Here is a 19,461-nt window from a genome sequence, read left to right as displayed (position 1 = left end):
AGGACCGTGACCTCCACCCGCCGCGTCAGGCGCCCGCCTTCTGCACGGCGTCGGCGATCTCGTCGATGATCACCGCACCGGAGGGCGTCGCCCCGAGCGTCCAGAGGAAGTCGTGCAACATGCCGTCGAAGCGCTTCAGCGTGACGGGCACGCCGGCCGCCTCGAGCTTGCGGGCGTAGTCCTCGCCCTCGTCGCGCAGCGGGTCGAACTCCGACGTCGCCACGTAGGCCGGCGGCAGCCCGGAGACGTCCTCGCGCCGGCCCGGGCAGAGGTACTCGCCGTCGTCCGCCTGGGCGCCGAGGTAGTGCGCCCAGAACCACTCCATCGCGCCCCGGGTGAGCAGGTAGCCGTCCGCGTTCTCCTCGTAGGACGGGGTGGAGAAGTCGAAGTCGGTGACCGGGTAGAGCAGCAGTTGCGCGGCGATCGCGGGGCCGCCCCGGTCCTTCGCAGCCTGCGCCACGGACGCGGCCAGGTGTCCGCCGGCCGAGTCGCCGGCCACGATCAGTCGGTCCGGGTCGGCGCCCAGGTCCGCGGCGTGCTCAGCGGCCCACTCGGTGGCCGCGTAGCAGTCGTCGAACGCGGCGGGCGCGCGGTGCTCGGGGGCGAGCCGGTAGTCCACCGACACGATCACGGCGCCGCTGCGGTTGGCGATGCTGCGCAGCGGGCGGTCCACGATCTCGAGGTCGCCGATCACCCAGCCGCCGCCGTGGAAGTAGACGACCAGCGGCTTCGGGCCGTCCCCGTCGGGGGTGTAGATCCGCACCGGGATCCGGCTCGCCGGGCCCTCGATCCGGCGGTCGTCGACCGCGATCGGCTCCGGCTCGCCCTGCAGGTCGAGGAAGCCCTTGGCCGCGGCGCGGGCCATCGGCACCGTCATCTGCGGGAACGGCGGCATGCCCTGTTCGGCGAGGGCGTCGAGCAGGGTCTGGGCTTCGGGGTGGACGGGCAACGCTGCCTCCTGGGTCCGACGCGGCCGAGCGGGGGATGTCCCCCTGCACCGTGACACCGGACACGCGGTCGACCTTCGTGCCCGCGGTACGAAACCCGCCGCCGTCTTCGTGTCCCCGGCACGTCGATCCGCCTGCCCCACCCGTCGCCGGACCCTCCCCGCCGGCCGAGGCGGGCAGGGCGAGCTCGAACGCCGCGCCGATGCACGGCCCGTCGACGGCCACGAGCACGGGCACCGGTGCGGTCCGGACCGCCCGCAGCAGGTCGTCGGCGGTCAGGGCGTTGCGTGACTCGGGCCGGTCGAGGGTGATCCGGCGGATCGGGCCGTCGTCGGTGCCGTTCATCCGGACATCCCGACCGGAGCGTCGCGGCCGGGTGATGATGAGAACCACGGGGCTGCCCGCCGATCTGCACGGCGACGCCGGGGTCCTGCACGCCCTGTTCCGCCGCCGGGACTCCGGCAGCAGGGCCGGCGCCCGCACGGACGGTCACCGGGGCGCCGATGAGTTCGGCGGCGCGGTCGGGTCGACCTCTCGACGGGCCCGGAACGACCGGGCCGCGTGAGTCCTGGGCGGGAGACGGCATGGCCGGTCCGACAAGGGCACGCCGCCCCTTCGGACGGCGGCGTGTCGAGATCGCGCCCGGCGACTCGCGGCCGCACGACGAGGACGAGTGGCGCGGCGTGCTCGTCGTCCTCGAGGCCGGGGAGATCGAGCTGCGCTGCCACGCGGGCGGGCGGCGGCGCTTCGCGGCCGGCTCGGTCCTCTGGTTCACCGGACTGAACCTGCGCACGGTGCACAATCCGGGCGCGGAGCCCGCCGTGCTCGTCGCCATCTCCCGGGGCCGCCGTGCGACGGAGGTCACGGGTTCGTGACGTCGACGGACCATGCCCGACACCTGGGCGCGCCACCATCGGCCGCATGACCATCGACCTGATCGTCGCTCAGGCCGAGTCGCGGTCCGCCGCGATCGCCGACCTGCTCGGCGCGCTGGAGGAGCTCACCGCGGCCTACCGCGGGCTGCCCGACGAGGAGCGGACCGGCCGCTGCTCCGCCGACGCCGACCGGATCACCGCCGAGGTGGCGCGGCACCTGTTCACCGCGCGCACCCGGCTGTCGTCGGACTACGGGCGGCGCGGGGGCTGAGCCTCCCCTCCCGACGTCCCGGGCCGGCTCCTCCCTCCGCCCCGGCTCAGCCGGGGCGCCGGGCCACCCGCTCGGCGAACGCCCTGACCCACCGCCGCTGCCAGGGCGTCTCGACGGCCCGGGGCCGGTAGTGCGCGCGGGCCCAGGCCACCGCCTCGGTCCCGGGATGCCCGGCGAGCACCGCCATGCAGGCGATCACCGTGCCCGTCCGGCCGGTCCCGCCCGTGCAGCTGACCTCGACCCGCAACCCGGACCGGGCCCGTTCGTAGGCGTCGACGATCGCCGCGGTGGCCCCGTCCCGGTCGCGGGGCACCCGGAAGTCCGGCCACACGATCCAGGCCGCGGGCCAGTCCGGCTCGTCGTCGTGCCCGGGGCGGCCGAGGCAGAGGGAGAACTCGGGCAGGGGCCCGTCCGGCAGGGGCTCGCGGCGGCCCCGGCCGCGGACCGGGGTGCCGTCGGGGAGCAGGACCGCGCCGTCCAGCTGGATCATCCCGTGATAATGCCCCCTCGTGGGATCGATCGAGGCCGTGGTCGGGGCGTTGCGGGGGGCCGGGTGCGTGTTCGCGGAGGAGGAGGCCGAGGTCCTCGCGGGGTCGGCGGGGTCGGCGGAGGAGCTGGCGGCGATGCTCGCCCGGCGCGTCGCCGGGGTGCCGCTGGAGCACGTCGTGGGCTGGGCGGAGTTCCGTGGGCTGCGGATCATGGTCGACGAGGGGGTCTTCGTGCCGCGCCGGCGCACGGAGCTGCTCGTCGAGCAGGGTGTGGCGCTCGCCGCTCCGGGGGCCGTGATCGTGGACCTGTGCTGCGGCTCGGCTGCGGTGGCGACCGCCCTGGCCGTGGAGCTGCCGGACGCCGAGGTGCACGCGGCCGACGTCGATCCCGCCGCGGTGCGGTGCGCCCGGCGGAACCTCGAGCCCCGCGGGGGCCGCGTACACGCGGGTGACCTGGACGCGGCCCTTCCTCCCGACCTGCGCGGACGGGTGGACCTGCTGTTCGCCAACGCGCCCTACGTGCCCACGGCGGAGGTCGCGTTCATGCCGCCCGAGGCCCGCGACCACGAACCCCTCGTCGCCCTCGACGGCGGCGCCGACGGCCTCGACCTGCACCGCCGGATCGCCGCGCTCGCGCCGGGCTGGCTGCGCCCGGGCGGCCTCCTGCTGATCGAGACCTCCCGGCGGCAGGCGCCGGGCACCGCCGCGGCGATGGTCGCCCACGGCATGGGCACCGCGCTGACCTCCTCCGCGGAGCTCGACGCCACCGTGGTGATCGGGGTCAGCGCCGGGGCGTCTCGACCACGACGTTCGTCGACTTGATCACCGCGACGGCGAGCGAGCCGGGCGCCAGGCCGAGCTCCTCCACCGCCTCGCGGCTCATCAGCGACACCACCCGGTGCGGCCCGCACTGCATCTCGACCTGGGCCATGACCTTGTCCATGACGACCTCGGTGACCAGGCCGACCATGCGGTTGCGTGCGGAGGTGTGCACGCCGGACGGGTCCGGCGCCGCGCTCGCGTGCTCCCGGGTGAACGCCGCCAGCGAGGCCCCGTCGACGACCTTGCGCCGCGAGGCGTCGAGGTGCACCGGGAGGGTGCCGGCGTCGATCCACCGGCGCACCGTGTCGTCGCTGACCCCGAGCAGGCCCGCGACCTCCGAGATCCTGTACTCCGCCACGGCCGGATGTTACGGCGGCACGCCCGCGGCGTCTCCGCCGCCGGCGCTTCGTGCCCGGACGGGCCACACGTCGCACCCTGCCCTTCCGTGAGCCGTTGCCGCCGAGGAAGGCGTCGGCGGTGACCGTCGGAGGGTGCGGTGGCAGCTGGGTCTGCCGGTCGCCCGGCGGCCGGGACGAGAACGGCCCCTGACCCGCGTTCTCGCTGGTCAGAGGCCGTACCCCGAGGGGGTGGCAGGTGAAGGATTCGAACCTTCGTAGGCTAAGCCGACGGATTTACAGTCCGCTCCCTTTGGCCACTCGGGCAACCTGCCGGGGTGCCGTCGGCCTCGCCGACGCGCAGGGAGAAGGATACGACAGCGAGATCCGGCCCCCACGAGGGGGGCCGTCACGGAGGAGGGGCCCATGGCCGACCCGTCGTTCGACGTGGTGAGCAAGGTCGATCGGCAGGAGGTCGACAACGCGCTGAACCAGGCCGCGAAGGAGCTCTCCCAGCGGTTCGACTTCCGCGGGACCGACACCTCCATCCGCTGGTCCGGCGAGGAGGCGATCACCCTCGAGTCGTCGACCGAGGAGCGGCTGAAGGCGGCGATCGACGTCTTCAAGGAGAAGCTGATCAAGCGCGACATCTCGCTGAAGGCGTTCGACGTGGGCGAGCCCGCCCCGTCCGGGAAGGTCTACAAGGTCACCGGCACGATCCTGCAGGGCATCGCCTCGGACAAGGCCAAGGAGATCAGCAAGACCATCCGCGACGAGAAGCTCAAGGGGGTGCAGGCCCAGATCCAGGGCGACCAGCTCCGCGTCTCGGGCAAGAAGAAGGACGACCTGCAGGCCGTCATCGCGCTGCTCAAGAGCAAGGACTTCGGCATCGCCCTGCAGTTCACGAACTACCGCTGACGCACCCGCTCCGACGTGCCCGTCGTCAGCCGCCGCCCAGCGGCGCGTCGCCGTCGAGGCCGGTCAGGGCGAGGACGCGGGCGACGGGGCCGGTCACGGGGCACTCGACCCGGAGCCCCAGGCCGCGCGAGCGGACGTCGTCGGCGAGGTCGAGGAGCATGCCGATGCCGGCGCTGGGCAGGTACCCGACGCCGGTCAGGTCGAGCACCACGGTCTCGGCGGGGCCGGCCGGGACGAGGGCGGCCGCGAGCGGCTCCCGGACGTCGTCGATCCCGCCGAGGTCGAGGTCGCCGTACAGGGCGATCCACAGGGCGGCCGCCTCGCGCTACGGTGAGCCCGGCCGGGGCGCGGGCGGGCGGGGCCGCCGCGGGCGGGGCGACGTGCAGCAGCTCGGGATCGCGGCCGGCCGGGTCCAGCCGGAAGGTGACGGTCGTGCCCTCCTCGTGGCGGCCGATCCCGACCTCGTCCGCGAGCGCGCGGATGAGGTCCAGCCCGCGCCCGCGGAAGCCCTTGTCCGCCCGCTCCGGCCGCCAGTGGCCGTGGTCGCGGACGGCGACCCGGATCGCCCCCTCGGGCTCGAGCTCCAGCGTGATGTCGAAGTCCTCGGGCGTGCTCCGCCGGTAGGCGTGGTCGACGGCGTTGGCGGCGGCCTCGCCGAGGGCGAGCTGCAGGTCCTCGAGCACGAGCCTGGGCAGGGCCGCCTCCTCGGCCCAGGCGCGGACCTCGGCGCGCATCCGGCGCAGGACCGCGGGCGCGGCCGGGTACCGGGCGCGCAGCGGCGCCGGCAGCAGCCGTACCGCGACGAGCGCGATGTCGTCGGCGTGCCCGTGCCGCTCGACGACCTCCGCCAGGAGGTGGTCCACCAGGTCGTCGGGGCCCTCGCCGGTACGCCGGGCGGCCGCGGACGCGAGCCGGGCCAGGCCGTCGTCGACCACCTCGCCGCGCCGCTCGACCAGTCCGTCCGTGTAGAGCAGCAGGGTCGTGCCCGGTCGGATCGTGATCGAGCCCTCGGTGAAGGAGGGCCGGTCGGGCAGCCCCAGCACCGGGCCGAGCGTCTCGTCCAGGTAGCGCGCGCCCTCCCGGTCGACCAGCAGCGGCGGCGGGTGACCGGCCCGGGCCCAGCGCAGCGTGCCGGAGGAGCGGTCGAGCAGCAGGCACGCCGCCGTCGACGCGCGGGAACCGGGGATCCACGAGACGTGCGCGTCCAGGACCTCCAGGGCCGACGCCGGCGAGTGCCCCTGGCGCAGGGCGCCGGAGAGCGCCACCCGCAGCTGCCCCATCACCGCCGCCGCGGCAGGCCCCTGCCCGACGACGTCGCCCACGGACAGGGCGACCCGGTCGTCGTCGACGGTGAAGACGTCGTACCAGTCACCACCGGCCTGCACCCCGGCCGCGCCGGGCCGGTACCGGGTCGCGGTGCGGAGCCTGCGGAAGGGCGGGGGCTCGGGCGGCAGCAGACTGCGCTGCAGCACGGCGGCGATCTCGTGCTCCGCCTCGTGCAGCCGGGCCCGGTCGAGCGCCTGGGCGCACTGCTCGGCCACGGTGAGCAGGGCGGCGCGCGCCTCGTCGGAGAGCTCCGGGCCGCCGTCGGGGAACCGCAGGCCGAGCACGCCGAGCGGGACACCGCCGAGCGAGAGCGGCACGGCGACCTGGTCGGGCAGGTCGCCCCCGCCCTCGTGGAGGCCCCGGTCCGACCAGGCGCGCGCGGAGCGGGTGCCGACCCAGACCGGCTCGCCCGTGCGGGCGGCGTAGGCGAGCGGGCGCGGCACGTCCGCGGCCAGCCAGCGCAGCGGCGTCGGGGGGAAGGCGGCGAGCACCTCCAGCTGATCGCCCCGGTGCACGGCGACCACCGCGGCGGTGGCGCCGATCTCCCGGGCATGACCCAGGATGACCTCCGCGACCTCGCCGGACCGGGCCGAGCCGGACAGCGCCGAGACGACGCGGCTGAACTTCTCGGCGGCCAGCCGGGCGTCGCTCTCGGCGGCGAGCAGCTCGGCCCGCTGCAGCGCGAGGGCGCTCTGCTCGGCCAGCGAGACCGCCGCCGCCCGCTCCGTCGCCGCCAGCCGGCGGGGCTCGACGAAGCCGAGGGCCACCGCGCCGATGCAGCGTCCCGCCACCAGCAGCGGAACGGCCGCCACACCCGAGTAGCCGTAGTCCTCGCCGATGAGCCGCTGCAGGTGCGGGTAGTCCCGCTCCCAGTCCTCGGCGGTCTCGACCCACACCGGCGCCGCACGGCGCACCGCGTCGGTGACGGGAGCGCGGGCGTCCTCGGGCACGGTCGCCCAGTCCCGCTGGGACGCGGGCGGCCAGCCGGTCGAGTGCAGCGACTCGAGCATGCCCGAGTCGCGCGCCTCCCACAGCATCACCGACGAGGTCTTGAGCAGCTGCGCGAACTGCGCCACCGCGGTCTCCGCCACCCGGCCCGGCGTCGCCGCGGCCGACAGGGCCGCCGTCGCCTCCTGCAGCAGCGTCAGCCGGTGGCTGGTGTCCCGCTCGCTCTCGAACAGCTGCGCGTTGTCGACCGCGGTCGCCGCGCGCCGGCCGATCTCCTCCAGCAGGGCCAGGTCCAGTGCGTCCTGCGGGGCCGAGGCGCCGGTCCGTCCGGTCGCGAGCATGCCCGCCACCCGCCCGCGCGCGACCAGCGGGACGAGCGAGACGCTGCGCAGGTCCAGCCGTCGCCGCACCGCCTGCTGCTCCGGGTCGTCCGAGGAGCCCACGATGTGGCTCTCGTCGACCGCCGCGGTGACCGGGCAGCCGTCGGCGAGCACCTCCTCGGCCCAGTGCGAGGTCGCGTCGAGCCGGGCCAGGTCGGCCTCCTGGGCAGCGTCCCGGGCCGCCAGCGCGACGACCCGGGAGACACCCGCGTCGTCGACGACGACCAACCGGGCGAGGTCGGCGACCCCCTCCTCGACCAGCGTGCGGACCAGCACCTCCCGCCGCCCGGCGACCGTGCTGTCGCGCTCCATCGCCCCGCCCAGCAGGCCGAGGACGCGCTGGCGCTCCTGCTCGCGGTAGCGGTCGTCGATGTCGAGGCACCCGCCGACGTAGCCGCGCTCCTCCGCCCCCGGGTTCAGCGGGGCGCCCCGGTCGAGCACCCAGCGGTAGCGGCCGTCGGCGCGGCGGAGCCGGTACTCGACCTCGAACACGGCGCCGGCGGCCGCGGCCCGGCGCTCGTCGTACCGGGCCAGGTCCTCCGGGTGGATGCGGGCGCGCCACCCGCTGCCGAGGTCCGCGTCGTCCCCGCCGGTGCACTCCCGCCACGCCTTGTTGACGAACACCCGGCCGTCGTCGGGCCCGTCGGCCCAGATGAGCGCCGGGGTGGCGTCGGCGAGGGCGCGGAAGCGGCGCTCGGCGTCGGCCCGCGCACGGCCGAGTCGCAGGTGCCCGTCGACGCGGGCCAGCAGCTCACGGGCGGCGAAGGGCTTGGTCAGGTAGTCGTCGGCGCCGGAGGCCAGGCCCTCCACGGCCGCCTCCTGGCCCGCGCGCGCCGACAACAGCACCACCGGGACGCGCGCGGTCCGCTGGTCGGCACGCAGCGCGCCGAGCAGGGCCATCCCGTCGAGCTCCGGCATCATCACGTCGGACACGACGAGGTCCGGCGGGTCCGCGAGCGCGGCCTCGAGCGCCGCACGGCCGTCGGACACCACCTGCACGGCGTACCGCGGCGCGAGCAGGCGGTGCAGGTAGTCGCGCATGTCGGCGTTGTCGTCGGCGACGAGCACCCGGCCGTCCACGACGTCCGGGGCGGACGCCTCGGTCGGCTGCTCCGCCGCGCTCGGCAGCCAGCGCAGGGCCTCCGCGACGAAGGGCTCCACCGTGGCCGAGGACGCGGTCGGGTCCTCCGGCGCCGCGGCCACCCGGTCGGGGGGCAGGTGCGCGGTCCCCGCGGGGATCGTGACGGTGAACGTCGTGCCGCGGTCGAGGGTGCTCTCCGCGCTGACGGTGCCGCCGTGCAGCGCGGCCAGCTCCCGCACCATGGCCAGCCCGATGCCGCTGCCCTCCGCCGACCGCGACCGCATGCCGGTGATCCGGTGGAAGCGCTCGAACAAGCGCGGCATCTCCGCCGCGGGGATGCCGACGCCGGTGTCCGACACGGTGAGCACGGCGGCGCCGCCGAGCGCGCGGAGCCGGACCGTGATCCCACCCTCGAAGGTGAACTTCAGCGCGTTGGACAGCAGGTTCAGGACGACCTTCTCCCAGCTGTCGCGGTCGACGTGCACCGGCCGGGGCAGTGGCGGACAGTCGATCACCAGCTCCAGCCCCGCGTGCTCGATCGCGGAGCGGAAGGCGCCGGCGAGCTCCGCGGTGAACGTCGCGAGGTCCAGCGGCTCGAAGCGGGCCTCGATGCGGCCGGCCTGCAGCCGCGAGTAGTCGAGCAGGCTGTTCACCAGCCTGCCCAGCCGCAGCACGTTGCGGTGGATCACGTCGAGCTCGGTGCGCAGCCGGTCGCGGGAGATCCCTTCGGCCGCGCGCAGCTCCTCGACCGGTCCCATGATCAGGGTCAGCGGCGTGCGGAACTCGTGGCTGACGTTGGAGAAGAAGTCGGTCTTGGCTCGATCGAGCTCGGCCAGCGCCTCGGCCCGGTGCCGCTCCGTCTCGTAGGCGCGGGCGTTCAGCAGCCCGGACGCGACCTGCGCGACGAGCAGCTCGACGAAGCCCCGGTACCCCTCGTCGTAGCGGCGGTAGGGGTTGAGCCCCAGGACCACGAAGCCGGCGACCGCGTCCTCGGTGCCGAGCGGCACGACCGCGGCCTCCGTGGGCGGGCGGTCCCACTCGCCCGTGGGCAGCGAGCCGAACCGGGTGCCGAGGTCGGTGACGATCTCCGTCCGGCCCGCGCGGGCCGCGGCGACCGGCCACGGCCCTTCCGGCCCGACCCGCTCCGGTGCGGCCGGCTCGCCCGCCCGGATCCCGGCGGCGCAGGCCAGCCGGGCCCCGCCGTTGTCGTCGAACAGGTAGACGAGGGAGAACGGCAGGTCACGGGTGCTGGTGGCGAGCAGGTCACAGGCGGCGTCGAGCACCGCGCGCTCGGTGCGGGCCGTGGTGACGGCGCTGGACAGCGCGCGCAGGGTCGACATCCGGCGCTCGCCGAGGACCCGGTCGGTGTTCTCGGTGACGACGCACAGGAAGCCCGGGATCGCGCCCGAGTCGTCGGCGAGCGGGCTGTAGGAGAACGTGTGATAGGACTCCTCGGGGTAGCCGGACCGCTCGAGGATCAGCAGCAGGTCCTCGTCCCAGGTCGCCTCGCCGGTCTCCAGGACCGACGCGATGCGCGGCCCGATGTCCTCCCAGATCTCCGCCCAGACCTCGCGGGCGGGCCGCCCGATCGCCCACGGGTGCTTCGCTCGCAACGTGTCGCGCTGGTAGGCGTCGTTGTAGAAGAAGGCGAGCTCGGGGCCCCAGCCCATCCACATCGAGAACCGGGAGCCGAGCAGGATCCGCACCACGTTGCGCAGCGCGGACGGCCAGGTGTCCGGCGGCCCGACCGACGTCGCGGCCCAGTCCCAGCCGGCCATGATCCGGCCGAGCTCGCCGCCGCGGGCGAAGACGCCGTCCCCGGCGGCCGGTGGGCGCACGGTGTCGTCGGGCGGGGTCATCGGAGCTCCGTTCCGACGTGTCCTGGCAGGGAGTCGAAGCCTAGCCGGATCCGGGGGTCACGGCGTGCGGCTCGGGAGGGGGGTCCCGCCCGGCCGGGGCGGGAAGTCGCCCCGGCAGGTGTGGACGGCCGGGGAACGGGTATGCCCCTTCGCCGGCGGACCGTCGGCGGAGTCACCAGACGGGTCAGGGAGCAGGTGGGCACCGTGCCGGACGGGGACGAGTGGCGGGCCCTCGCGGCCGTCACGGGCGCGGGGCGCGGCGTGGACCAGCGGGCCGAGCTGATCGGTGCGGGCGTGATCGTGCTGGTGGGCCTCGCGCTGCTGGCCGCAGGCCTCCTGACGATGACCGTCGGGCTCCTCGTGGCGGCGGTCGTCGTCGGCACCGCGGGGGCGATCTGGTGGGGCGAGGTGCGCCGGCGGCATCCTCGCGCGCGGCCGTAGGACGGCCGGCGGCGTTTGCGTGCGCCGGGGTGAGGAATCCCCCCGGCGGTCCACGACGGACCGCCCCGGCCGACCAGGAGGAGGCAGCCATGACCGAGCCGCACGACGACCGGACACCGGAGGACGACCCGGTGCGCCCCTTCCCCGAGCAGGAGGACCCGGAGGCGCTGGACTCGGATCCGGCGGAGGTCCCCCGTCCCGGGGCCCCGAGCATGCCGATGGAGCCCGGCGAGGAGCACGGGCGCTGATCGATGACCCCCACCCGCACGAGCCCCACCCGCAGGAGCACCTCGCCGGCGCGCCGGATCGCTGCCGGTGCGCTCGCGGTCGTCGCCGCCTTCGCCCTCGCCGGGTGCGCCGGCGGCAGCCGCAGCGGCAGTGACCAGCCCGCCGTGGACAACACCACCGGCGGGGCGGCGGCCCAGCCGCAACAGACCTCCGTCAGCGCCTCCTCGGAGCCGGACCTGGCGGCCGCGCTGCGCGCGGCCGGGATCGACGACGCGGAGAACTGGGCACAGATCCTCGTCGAGAACAAGCCGTACCCGGCCGGCGACGAGGGCGCGCAGAAGATCCAGCAGGTGTTGCAGCAGTTCGAGGCCGACCCGGACACGACGACGAAGATCTCGAACGCGGTCGCGCCCTGATCCGCCGCGGCTACGAGGGCCCGGCGGTCATCCGCACCGTGAAGCCCTCGGGGCCGCGGTGCAGGCTGACCTCCTGACCGAGCTGGTGGGCCATCCACAGGCCGAGCCCGGCCGTCGCGCTGCCCTCGGCCGGGAGCAGGCCCGCGAAGGGATCGCTCGGGCCGACCCCGGTGTCGGTCACCGTGACCACCGTCCGGTCGCCCGTCCACATCGCGACCCGGACCGGCGGGACACCGTGCACCCAGGCGTTGTCGACGATCTCGCTCAGGGCGAGCACCAAGTCCTCCCGCTCGTCGTGGTCCAGCCGCGCGACGGTGGCCAGCAGGGCGTGCCGTGCGGCAGCGGGACTGGGGTCGTCGAGCACCAGCGCGGGCGGCCCGGGCTCGGCCGGCAGCGGCGCCGCGAGGCCCTCGACCAGCAGCTCCTCCGGCGCGACGAAGGCCGCGTTGATCTCGCGGCCACCGTCCGGGGTGACCAGGTGCGGATGGGTACGGACGACGTCGGCGACCACCGCCCGCGGGGTGATCCGCGTGTCGTAGCAGCACAGCGACCACACGGGCAGGGTCGCGAAGGCGTGGTTGACCGCCGCCTCGTAGCGTGCCCACCCGCTCCACGGCGCGCCGTAGCCGGGGTGCGGCACGTTCCCGACCACCCGAACCTGCGTCCGGCCGGCCTCGACGGCCTCGACGAACTGCTCCCGGTAGCGCCGGATGGCCGACGCCGGCGTCTCGTACCGCCGGCTCGCGGAGATCCAGTGGACCGCGTCGGCGCGAGGGAGCGCGCGGCGCACCACCTCGGACTCGCGGTCGGCCAGCGCGACCATCGTGAGGTCGCCGACCTCGAGCCCCTCCCGCACGAACGGCAGCGTGACGGCGAGCAGCTCCTCGTCGCTGCCGTGGAACGCCGCCTCGTGGTGGTATCCCTCGGTCCCGGCCGCCGGTCCCGTCCTCATGCCGCCGTGTCCACGCGCACGCGCGCCAGGTCGAGGAGATCGCCCATCCTGCTCACGACGCCCGGCGCCGCACGCAGGGTCACGACGACGTTCTCCCGGCGCCCCAGGTCGTCGAGCAGCAGCAGGCCGCGGAGGTCGAGGAAAGCCAACCCGGCGGCGTCGACGACGAACGCCTCGCCGCCGAGCTCGGCGCGCTCGAGGGTGCGGGCGAGCAGCTCCCGGCCCGTCCGGTCCACCTCCCCGTCCAGCACCGCGTCGACGCCCGCCCGCGCGAAGAAGTGGAAGGGCGTGGCACCCGGGGTGGCGGCCGGGTGGACGCACGCGATCTCGGCGACGGCGGCCGCGCCGAGCAGGCTCCGGTCGTAGCCGCAGACGGCGGAGAACGGGTGGCCGGTCATGTAGCGGTCGATGCGCTGCTCGTAGCGGGCGAACGCGTCCCGCTGCGCGGCGCTGCGGACCAGCACGGTGATGTCCGCCGCCGCCCGCAGACCGGTGAACCCCTCGGCGAGCGCGCCCGCCGTGGCGTCGGCGTAGGAGCGCACCTGCGCGGCAGGATCGAGCACCTCGCCCGCCCCGTAGGCGGACCCGGCGGACACGACCTCGACACCGACGGGCCGGGCCCGGCGGACAGCTCCGCCGCGACCTCGGCCAGCTCGGCCGGCGCGGCCTCGGCGACGTAGAGCACGCGGTCGCCCTGCGCCACGCCTTCGGCCAGGAAGGCCGTGGCCTGGCGGCGGAACTCCGCGCGCTCGTCGAAGGAGAGGCAGTAGTGACCGCCCGGCCCGAGGCCGCACGCCTCGTCGATCGGTCCCGTCGCCCGCACGGGTCGAGCCTATCCGTCGGAAGGGGGCTCGGAGGGTGCCGGTCCGCGACGGCCGCGACGGCCGGCCCCGGGGCAGCCGCCCCGGGCGGGTCTCGCCGCCGCGACCCGCCCCGGCCCCCGGGCGGCCGTCCGGCACCCCGGAGGGACGCGGGACCCGCGATGTTCAGCCCCCGCCCGGGCGGGTAGCCGGGCGGCCGACCGACCATGGGGAGGATCTGTGATCGCCTACCAGGAGCTGGTGGAGGGTGTGTGCACGCGGGCGGGTCTCGACGACGCCCACGAGGCCCGCGAGGTGGCCGGCGCCGTTCTCGGCACGCTCGTCCGAGCGGCCCCGGAGGCCGAGCGGCCGGACCTGTTCGCCGCGCTGCCCGGGCCGGTCGAGGAGCAGTTCGTGGAGCCTGTGCCGACCGCCCCGGCCACCGCGCAGGAGGTTCTCGGCGAGGTGGGGCGGCTGCTCCACGAGCCGCCGGAGCGGAGCCGCTACCTGACCCAGGCCGTGCTCTCCGCGTTGCGGGAGCAGGACGCCGGGTTCGTCGAACGGCTGGAATCGCTGCTGCCCGGGGACACGGTCGCCGGGCTGCGACGCGCCGGGGACCCGCCGCAGGTGACCGAGACCCGCTCACCGGAGCGTCCGACGGCGTTGACCGCCGACGAGGTGGCGGCAGCGCTGCGGCGGCTGACCATGTGGACCGGGGACGTGCACGCGCTGTGCCGCACGGTGGCCGTGCCGGACGAGCAGGTCACGCCGCTGATCGGGTCCGTCGAGAAGGCCGCGCGGGAACGCAACGACCACGTCCACGCCGAGCGGGTGACCGACGGCGTCCAGTTCGTGGTGCGGACCGGGCGGGACCGCGTCACCGAGGCCGACGTCGCCATGGCGGAGCGGATCGACGAGGTCGTCGCGGAGTTCGGGTCCGCCTAGGAATCGACCCGGCCGACCGGTCGGCCCCATCGACGACCGTCGAGCCGCCCCGGCAACGATCTTGTGGTCACCGTCCGGGCCGGTCCCTCGGCGACCGTCTCGCGGCGCCGGGTGCCGCCGGCGACTCGGGCGACGTGGCCGGTCAGGGTGATCGTGCCGACCTCCGGATCCGGCGCCGTCGTGCTGCCGCCGGACGCGTTGTCGTAGCCGGCCGCACCCGCGGCTCGGCCTACTTGGCCCCGAACTCCGCCTTCACCTCGACCCGCCAGGCCGCGTACTCGTCGCCCCCCTGGATCCCGAGCGCGCCGATGCAGTCGCCGCAGCGCCCGACGATGCGCAGCAGGGCGACCTGACCGCACCGGACACAGGTCTGCGGGAGGGCCGTGGAGGTGTCGTCGTCTGCCACGGCACGAGTGTGCCCCACGGGTCCGCCCGGCGGTCACCCGTGGGACCGCCGCTCAGCGGAAGATCATGCAGCTGGAGCTGCCCTCCGCGAGCAGCCGCCCCGCCTCGTCCCGCAGGTCGCCGCGGGCGAAGGCGGTGCTGCGGCCGCCGTGGATCACCCATCCGGTCGCGCGGGCCTCGTCGACCGCCTCCAGCGCGAAGCCCAGCAGACCGGCGATCGGCGGGGCGGGCAGCGCACCGCTCAGGACGGCGCGCATGGCCGACATCCCGTCCATCCCGGCCGCCGCGGCCATCCCGGCCGGGTCCTCCCAGCGGTGGGTGCGCTCGTTCGGGGCGGGCTGCACGTCCGTCATCGGCTCCTCCTTCGGCGGTCCGGCCCACCCTATCTGGATAGCGTTGAGAAACCTAGGTGCTGACCGGTTCCGACCGCCGACGGCAGGCCTGTGCGTACGCCACCGGCGTCAGTCCGACCGCCGCGTGGAAATCCCGGATGAAGTGCGACTGGTCGAAGTACCCGAGCTCCGCCGCGACGTCGGCCCACGGCCGGTCCTGCTCCTCGGCGAGCCTGGCCGCCGCCTCGTGCAGCCGGTACCGCCGCAGCACCCACTTCGGGCTCACCCCGACGTATCGGCCGAAGAGCCGCTGCAACGTCCGCGCCGGGATGCCGAACCGGTCGACGACGTCCTCGACGCGGGCCACCTCCCGGTCGCGCAGCAGCGCCGCGACGATCCTCCCCACCACCGCGACCTGCGGATCCCGCTGCGGCCACCGGACCCGCAGGAACTCCTCGATCCGCGCGACCAGCTCGGGCACCGGTCCGGTCATCGACGCGGCCAGCCCGTCCGCCGGAGGCCCCCACAGCCGCGCCGCCGGCAGCGTGACGTCCGTGATCGTGGAGACCGGCCGCCTCAGGAAGGGCAGGAACGCGCCCGGCCGGAACTTGGTGCCGAACACCCGCCCCTCCCCGGTGTAGGCGTAGCTGAACCGCTCCCGCCCGACCCCGGCGACCGCGAGCACCCCGCGGTCGAGCACCACGTTGACGCAGGGGTGCGGCAGCAGCGCGACCGACGACCGGCGCCCCGGCGGCAGCGCCCACGAGACCACCCAGTGCCGCTCGACCAGCTCGGCGAGGTCCGGCGACGGCGGGTACCGGTCCAGCCGGAAGTCGATGTCCCGCACACCGAGCAGGCCGCACTCGCTGGTGGTCGACAGCACCCGTACAGCATGCCGCGCCCCACCGACAGAACCGGGACCGCGAACATCCGTGACAGGAGTCACACCGCGCGGTTCACTGTCGGCCATGACCACCTACGCGGACCGTCCGTGGCTCGCCCGGTACGACGAGGGCGTCCCGGCCGACGTCGAGCCGGAGTTCCCCTCCGCTCTGGCGATGTGGCGCGCGACCGCGAAGGCGATCCCCGAACGCCCCTTCCTGCACTACTTCCACGCCACCCGCTCGGTCGGCGAGGTCGACGCGGACTCCGACGCGCTCGCCGCCGGGCTGGCCGCGCTCGGCGTCGGGCCGGGCGACCGCGTGGCGGTGTACCTGCAGAACGTGCCGCAGTGGGCGGTCGTGATGCTGGGCGTGTGGAAGGCCGGCGGGATCGTGGTCCCGGTCAACCCCATGCTTCGGGAGCGCGAACTGCAGGTGGTCCTCGCCGACTCCGGCGCCTCCGTCCTCGTCGCGCTGGAGTCGCTGCACCCCGTCGCGCTGCAGGTCCAGCCGTCGACCGCCGTCCGGACCCTGATCACCACCTCGGAGCTCGACCCTCTCGACGAGGGCGAGGTGCCCGGCCTGCTGGCCGGCAGCTGCCGTGAGCGTCCCGCCACCGCCCTCGACCTGGGCGACCTCGTCGCGCAGCACGCCGGCGACCCGCCGCCCCCGGTACCCGAACCGGGACCCGACGCCGTCGCCTTCCTCACCTACACCTCGGGCACGACCGGCCCACCGAAGGGCGCGACGAACACGCACCGCAACGTCGTCTTCAACGCCATGACCTACCGGGACTGGATCCACCTCGGCCCCGACGACGTGATCCTCGGCGTCGCCCCGCTCTTCCACATCACCGGGTTGATCGGCCACCTCGCCGTGGCCGCCCTGACCGGCGCGCCGGTGGTGCTGGGTTTCCGCTTCGACGCCGGAACCGTGCTCGAGCTGGTCGAGCGCTGGCGGGCCACCTTCGTCGTCGGCGCCATCCCGGTGTTCATCGCGATGATGGAGCATCCGGACGCGCGGACCCGCGACCTCTCCTCGCTCACCAAGGTCTACAGCGGCGGCGCGCCCGTCGCGCCGGCCGTCGTCGAGGCCTTCGAGCGCAGGGTCGGCCCGTACATCCACAACGCCTACGGGCTGACCGAGACCACGAGCCCGAGCCACGTGGGTCCGTTCGGCGCCCGCGCCCCGGTCGACCCGACGTCGGGCGCGCTGTCCGTCGGGGTGCCGGTGTCGAGCACCGTGGTCCGGGTGGTCGACGACGAGGGCCGCGACCTCCCCGTCGGCGAGGTCGGCGAGATCGTGATCGCGGGCCCGCAGGTGGTGCCGGGCTACTGGAACAAGCCGGAGGAGACCGCGCACGCGCTGCCGGACGGCGAGCTGCGCACCGGCGACGTCGGGTTCATGGACGACGACGGCTGGTTCTACCTGGTCGACCGCAAGAAGGACCAGATCAACGCGGGCGGCTACAAGATCTGGCCGCGCGAGGTCGAGGACGTGCTCTACGGCCACCCGGCGGTGCGCGAGGCGGCCGTGGTCGGGGTGCCCGACGAGTACCGCGGCGAGACCGTGAAGGCCGTCGTCTCGCTCAAGGCCGGCGCGGAGCTGGATCCCGACGAACTGATCGCCTTCGCCCGGGACCGCATGGCCGCCTACAAGTACCCGCGGATCGTGGAGATCGTCGACGAGCTGCCGAAGACGGTCAGCGGCAAGATCCTCCGCCGCGCACTGCGCTGAGGGGCGGGAGGTCAGCGCGGGCGAGCCATCTCCTGCAGCCGGCGGATCCGGTCCTCGATCGGCGGGTGGGTGGAGAACCACCTGGCCATCTGCTCGCCGGGCCGGAAAGGGCTGGCGATCATCAGGTGGGACTGCGAGACCAGCTGTGGCTCGGGCGGCAGCGGCGCGAGCGCGGTGCCGTACTTCAGCTTGTGCAGCGCCGAGGCCAGCGCGAGCGGGTCGCCCGTCAGCTCCGCGCCCGACGCGTCGGCCTGGTACTCCCGCGACCGGCTCACCGCCATCTGCACGACGCCCGCCGCGATCGGCCCGACCAGCGCGATCAGGAGAACGGCCAACGGGTTCGGGCGGTCCTCGTCGCCCCCGCCGAACAGCCCGGCGAACATCGCCATGTTGGCCAGGAAGCTGACCATCGACGCCAGCGCGCCGGCGACGCAGGAGATGAGGATGTCGCGGTTGTAGACGTGGCTGAGCTCGTGCCCCAGCACGGCCCGCAGCTCGCGCTCGTCGAGCAGCTCGAGCAGACCGGTGGTGGCGCAGACGGCGGCGTTGCGCGGGTTGCGGCCCGTGGCGAAGGCGTTGGGCGCATTGGTGGGGCTGATGTACAACTGCGGCATCGGCTGCCGCGCACGCTGGCTCAGCTCCCGGACGATCCGGTACAGCCCGGGCGCCTCCGCCTCGGTCACGGGGCGCGCATGCATGGCGCGCAACGCGATCGTCGCCGAGTTGAAGTAGGCGTAGCCGTTCATGCCGAGGGCGACGAGCAGCGCGATGATCAGCCCCGTCCGGCCCGCCACCAGTCCCCCGACGATCAGGACCAGCGCGCTCATCCCGCCCAGCAGGACCGCCGTCTTCAGCCCGTTGAGGTGACCGTGCACCGCCTCGCCGCTCCTTCCCCTGGTTCCTGCCGGGTCAACGACCCGGCCGGAGGCGGTGTTCCGGCGCGCCCCGGCTCACAGGAGACCCACGGGTCGACGGAAGGCGTCCTGCAGCGCACCCGTGCGCACCTCCCTCCCAGGTCGACGGGCCCGATCGTGGGGCACGGGCGGTCGTTCACGGTCACGGGCGGGACGGTGACCCGGCGGGATGTCAGGATCGCTCCATGACCACCGAAGTCCGCGCGACGGTCGAGGACGGCGTCGCGCTGCTCACAGTCGCCAACCCCGCCCGCCGCAACGCGATGAACCTCGAGCTGTCCGAGAAGCTCGTCGCCGCGCTCGACGCCGCGGTCGCCGACCCCGCCGTCGGTGCCGTCGTGATCACGGGCGAGCCCCCGGCGTTCTGCGCCGGCGGCGACCTGTCCGAGCTGCAGGGCGCCGATCCCGAGCGGCTCAGGAGCGTCTACTCGGGCTTCCTCGCGGTCGCGCAGTGTCCGCTGCCGACGGTGGCCGCCGTCAACGGGGCCGCGGTCGGCGCCGGCCTGAACCTGGCCCTGGCCTGTGATCTCCGCCTGGCCGGACCGGGCGCGAAGTTCGACGCCCGGTTCATGCAGCTCGGCCTGCACCCCGGCGGCGGCTACACGTGGATGGTCGACCGGGCCCTCGGCGCCCAGGGGGCCAAGGCCCTGACCCTGTTCTGCGACGTCCTCGACGCCGTCGAGGCCGAGCGGGTCGGTCTGGTCTGGCGCCGGTACGACGACGACGCGGCCCTCCTGGCCGGGGCCAGGGAGCTGGCCGGGCGGGCTGCCGCGGCGCCGCGCTCGCTCATCGAGACCACGAAGGCCACGATGCGCGTCACCTCCGGACCGATTCCCCACGTCGAGGCGACCGAGATCGAGGTGAGGGCGCAGGCCGCGTCCGTACACTCGGAGGAGTTCCGGGAGCGCGTGACGGCGCTCCAGGCGCGCATCAGCAAGCGGTAGGGGCGGCCGCGTCAACGACCCCGTCCCCGCCCGACGAAGGAGGCCATGTGACGTGGCACCGGGCCCACGGACACGGGGCGATACCAGGCGTTAACCTCGTCCGGACATTTGTGTTCCCGAGCCGAACCGGGGAATGACCTCGATATGACGTCCAACGAGACCGCCGTCACGCCGTCCGACGGCGAGCATGATGTCATCACGAAGGACCGGGTCGTC

The 19,461-nt window shown here is 75.0% G+C and carries 20 protein-coding genes, 1 tRNA gene and 1 pseudogene; 11 read left to right on the top strand and 11 right to left on the bottom strand.

Annotation, left to right across the window (positions count from 1 at the left end; all coding sequences use genetic code 11):
* Positions 1-25: 25 nt before the first annotated feature.
* A complete protein-coding gene (gene lipP1, locus ACL02T_RS18005) occupies positions 26-949 on the bottom strand; it encodes a LipP1 family hormone-sensitive lipase (RefSeq protein WP_412831883.1) in 924 nt (307 codons plus the stop codon).
* Positions 950-1,326: 377 nt separating this feature from the next.
* Here lipP1 and ACL02T_RS18000 point away from each other — a divergent pair, with 377 nt between their 5' ends.
* The 3 genes from ACL02T_RS18000 to ACL02T_RS17990 are packed head-to-tail and all read left to right on the top strand — an operon-like array spanning position 1,327 to position 2,093.
* Positions 1,327-1,512, top strand: coding sequence for a hypothetical protein (locus tag ACL02T_RS18000; RefSeq protein WP_412831882.1), 186 nt, complete (start codon positions 1,327-1,329; stop codon positions 1,510-1,512).
* A gap of 19 nt (positions 1,513-1,531) precedes the next feature.
* The gene (locus tag ACL02T_RS17995; RefSeq protein ID WP_412831881.1) at positions 1,532-1,822 is read left to right on the top strand and encodes a hypothetical protein; all 291 of its coding nucleotides are present in this window, start codon (positions 1,532-1,534) and stop codon (positions 1,820-1,822) included.
* A gap of 46 nt (positions 1,823-1,868) precedes the next feature.
* Positions 1,869-2,093, top strand: coding sequence for a hypothetical protein (locus tag ACL02T_RS17990; RefSeq protein WP_412831880.1), 225 nt, complete (start codon positions 1,869-1,871; stop codon positions 2,091-2,093).
* A gap of 46 nt (positions 2,094-2,139) precedes the next feature.
* Here the strand turns inward: ACL02T_RS17990 and ACL02T_RS17985 are convergent, their stop codons facing one another.
* Positions 2,140-2,583: a protein-tyrosine phosphatase family protein gene (locus tag ACL02T_RS17985; RefSeq protein WP_412831879.1), complete on the bottom strand. Its 444-nt coding sequence runs from the start codon at positions 2,581-2,583 to the stop codon at positions 2,140-2,142.
* Between the two features lie 19 nt (positions 2,584-2,602).
* Here ACL02T_RS17985 and ACL02T_RS17980 point away from each other — a divergent pair, with 19 nt between their 5' ends.
* Entirely contained in the window at positions 2,603-3,403 is an 801-nt protein-coding gene (locus tag ACL02T_RS17980) for a putative protein N(5)-glutamine methyltransferase (RefSeq protein ID WP_412831878.1), read from the top strand.
* Here the strand turns inward: ACL02T_RS17980 and ACL02T_RS17975 are convergent.
* Together ACL02T_RS17975 and ACL02T_RS17970 are read right to left on the bottom strand one after the other, a co-directional pair.
* The gene (locus ACL02T_RS17975) at positions 3,363-3,761 is read right to left on the bottom strand and encodes a TOBE domain-containing protein (protein ID WP_412831877.1); all 399 of its coding nucleotides are present in this window, start codon (positions 3,759-3,761) and stop codon (positions 3,363-3,365) included. The genes ACL02T_RS17980 and ACL02T_RS17975 overlap by 41 nt on opposite strands.
* Before the next feature lie 230 nt (positions 3,762-3,991).
* Positions 3,992-4,073: transfer RNA gene (locus ACL02T_RS17970), tRNA-Tyr, on the bottom strand.
* Between the two features lie 91 nt (positions 4,074-4,164).
* On the opposite strand from ACL02T_RS17970, the gene ACL02T_RS17965 reads away from it, so the two are divergent.
* A complete protein-coding gene (locus tag ACL02T_RS17965) occupies positions 4,165-4,656 on the top strand; it encodes a YajQ family cyclic di-GMP-binding protein (protein WP_412831876.1) in 492 nt (163 codons plus the stop codon).
* Here the strand turns inward: ACL02T_RS17965 and ACL02T_RS17955 are convergent.
* Positions 4,647-10,250: a SpoIIE family protein phosphatase gene (locus tag ACL02T_RS17955; RefSeq protein ID WP_503129094.1), complete on the bottom strand. Its 5,604-nt coding sequence runs from the start codon at positions 10,248-10,250 to the stop codon at positions 4,647-4,649. The two genes, ACL02T_RS17965 and ACL02T_RS17955, sit on opposite strands and share 10 nt — an antisense overlap.
* Positions 10,251-10,454: 204 nt before the next feature.
* Here ACL02T_RS17955 and ACL02T_RS17950 point away from each other — a divergent pair, with 204 nt between their 5' ends.
* The 3 genes from ACL02T_RS17950 (at position 10,455) to ACL02T_RS17940 (ending at position 11,335) form a co-directional block, all read left to right on the top strand.
* Entirely contained in the window at positions 10,455-10,691 is a 237-nt protein-coding gene (locus tag ACL02T_RS17950) for a hypothetical protein (protein ID WP_412831875.1), read from the top strand.
* A gap of 89 nt (positions 10,692-10,780) precedes the next feature.
* On the top strand, positions 10,781-10,939 hold the full coding sequence (locus ACL02T_RS17945) for a hypothetical protein (RefSeq protein ID WP_412831874.1): 159 nt from the start codon (positions 10,781-10,783) through the stop codon (positions 10,937-10,939).
* A gap of 3 nt (positions 10,940-10,942) precedes the next feature.
* Complete coding sequence (locus tag ACL02T_RS17940) at positions 10,943-11,335, top strand: hypothetical protein (RefSeq protein WP_412831873.1); 393 nt, start codon at positions 10,943-10,945, stop codon at positions 11,333-11,335.
* 10 nt (positions 11,336-11,345) lie between these two features.
* On the opposite strand, the gene ACL02T_RS17935 is transcribed toward ACL02T_RS17940, so the two are convergent.
* Positions 11,346-12,287 (bottom strand): anti-sigma factor RsbA family regulatory protein, encoded by a 942-nt coding sequence (locus tag ACL02T_RS17935; protein ID WP_412831872.1) that lies wholly within the window; start codon positions 12,285-12,287, stop codon positions 11,346-11,348.
* Positions 12,284-13,110: pseudogene (locus ACL02T_RS17930) on the bottom strand (MEDS domain-containing protein). The gene ACL02T_RS17935 and the pseudogene ACL02T_RS17930 overlap by 4 nt, the downstream one beginning before the upstream one ends.
* A 217-nt stretch (positions 13,111-13,327) precedes the next feature.
* Between ACL02T_RS17930 and ACL02T_RS17925 the strand changes: the two are divergent.
* A complete protein-coding gene (locus ACL02T_RS17925) occupies positions 13,328-14,032 on the top strand; it encodes a DUF2267 domain-containing protein (RefSeq protein WP_412831871.1) in 705 nt (234 codons plus the stop codon).
* Positions 14,033-14,261: 229 nt separating this feature from the next.
* Here ACL02T_RS17925 and ACL02T_RS17920 read toward each other — a convergent pair whose 3' ends face one another.
* Genes ACL02T_RS17920 through ACL02T_RS17910 form a run of 3 tightly spaced genes read right to left on the bottom strand, consistent with a single transcriptional unit; the run spans position 14,262 to position 15,652 of the window.
* Positions 14,262-14,438 carry a hypothetical protein gene (locus ACL02T_RS17920; protein ID WP_412831870.1) on the bottom strand — a complete coding sequence of 59 codons (177 nt, stop codon included), beginning with the start codon at positions 14,436-14,438 and terminating at the stop codon, positions 14,262-14,264.
* Between the two features lie 52 nt (positions 14,439-14,490).
* The gene (locus ACL02T_RS17915) at positions 14,491-14,790 is read right to left on the bottom strand and encodes a PaaI family thioesterase (RefSeq protein ID WP_412831869.1); all 300 of its coding nucleotides are present in this window, start codon (positions 14,788-14,790) and stop codon (positions 14,491-14,493) included.
* A gap of 52 nt (positions 14,791-14,842) precedes the next feature.
* Positions 14,843-15,652 (bottom strand): DUF6597 domain-containing transcriptional factor, encoded by an 810-nt coding sequence (locus tag ACL02T_RS17910; protein ID WP_412831868.1) that lies wholly within the window; start codon positions 15,650-15,652, stop codon positions 14,843-14,845.
* An 85-nt stretch (positions 15,653-15,737) separates the two neighbouring features.
* On the opposite strand from ACL02T_RS17910, the gene ACL02T_RS17905 reads away from it, so the two are divergent.
* The gene (locus ACL02T_RS17905; RefSeq protein WP_412831867.1) at positions 15,738-17,387 is read left to right on the top strand and encodes a class I adenylate-forming enzyme family protein; all 1,650 of its coding nucleotides are present in this window, start codon (positions 15,738-15,740) and stop codon (positions 17,385-17,387) included.
* An 11-nt stretch (positions 17,388-17,398) separates the two neighbouring features.
* Here the strand turns inward: ACL02T_RS17905 and htpX are convergent, their stop codons facing one another.
* Positions 17,399-18,262, bottom strand: a complete 864-nt coding sequence (htpX, locus tag ACL02T_RS17900; protein WP_412831866.1) for a zinc metalloprotease HtpX — start codon at positions 18,260-18,262, stop codon at positions 17,399-17,401.
* A gap of 224 nt (positions 18,263-18,486) precedes the next feature.
* Here htpX and ACL02T_RS17895 point away from each other — a divergent pair, with 224 nt between their 5' ends.
* Positions 18,487-19,245 (top strand): enoyl-CoA hydratase, encoded by a 759-nt coding sequence (locus ACL02T_RS17895; protein ID WP_412831865.1) that lies wholly within the window; start codon positions 18,487-18,489, stop codon positions 19,243-19,245.
* Positions 19,246-19,461: the final 216 nt, after the last annotated feature.

It is taken from the genome of Pseudonocardia oceanicola, from assembly GCF_047200735.1.
GTDB lineage: Bacteria > Actinomycetota > Actinomycetes > Mycobacteriales > Pseudonocardiaceae > Pseudonocardia.
The sequence above is the reverse complement of the archived record's forward strand: the minus strand, read 5'-3'. Positions and strand labels throughout refer to the sequence as shown.

Excerpts from the sequence above, each read along its gene's own strand:
- ACL02T_RS18000 (WP_412831882.1), top strand. The coding sequence starts at position 1,327 with ATGATGAGAACCACGGGGCTGCCCGCCGATCTGCACGGCGACGCCGGG.
- ACL02T_RS17995 (WP_412831881.1), top strand. The coding sequence starts at position 1,532 with ATGGCCGGTCCGACAAGGGCACGCCGCCCCTTCGGACGGCGGCGTGTC.
- ACL02T_RS17990 (WP_412831880.1), top strand. The coding sequence starts at position 1,869 with ATGACCATCGACCTGATCGTCGCTCAGGCCGAGTCGCGGTCCGCCGCG.
- ACL02T_RS17985 (WP_412831879.1), bottom strand. The coding sequence starts at position 2,583 with ATGATCCAGCTGGACGGCGCGGTCCTGCTCCCCGACGGCACCCCGGTC.
- ACL02T_RS17965 (WP_412831876.1), top strand. The coding sequence starts at position 4,165 with ATGGCCGACCCGTCGTTCGACGTGGTGAGCAAGGTCGATCGGCAGGAG.
- ACL02T_RS17955 (WP_503129094.1), bottom strand. The coding sequence starts at position 10,250 with ATGACCCCGCCCGACGACACCGTGCGCCCACCGGCCGCCGGGGACGGC.
- ACL02T_RS17945 (WP_412831874.1), top strand. The coding sequence starts at position 10,781 with ATGACCGAGCCGCACGACGACCGGACACCGGAGGACGACCCGGTGCGC.
- ACL02T_RS17940 (WP_412831873.1), top strand. The coding sequence starts at position 10,943 with ATGACCCCCACCCGCACGAGCCCCACCCGCAGGAGCACCTCGCCGGCG.
- ACL02T_RS17935 (WP_412831872.1), bottom strand. The coding sequence starts at position 12,287 with ATGAGGACGGGACCGGCGGCCGGGACCGAGGGATACCACCACGAGGCG.
- ACL02T_RS17915 (WP_412831869.1), bottom strand. The coding sequence starts at position 14,790 with ATGACGGACGTGCAGCCCGCCCCGAACGAGCGCACCCACCGCTGGGAG.
- ACL02T_RS17905 (WP_412831867.1), top strand. The coding sequence starts at position 15,738 with ATGACCACCTACGCGGACCGTCCGTGGCTCGCCCGGTACGACGAGGGC.
- ACL02T_RS17895 (WP_412831865.1), top strand. The coding sequence starts at position 18,487 with ATGACCACCGAAGTCCGCGCGACGGTCGAGGACGGCGTCGCGCTGCTC.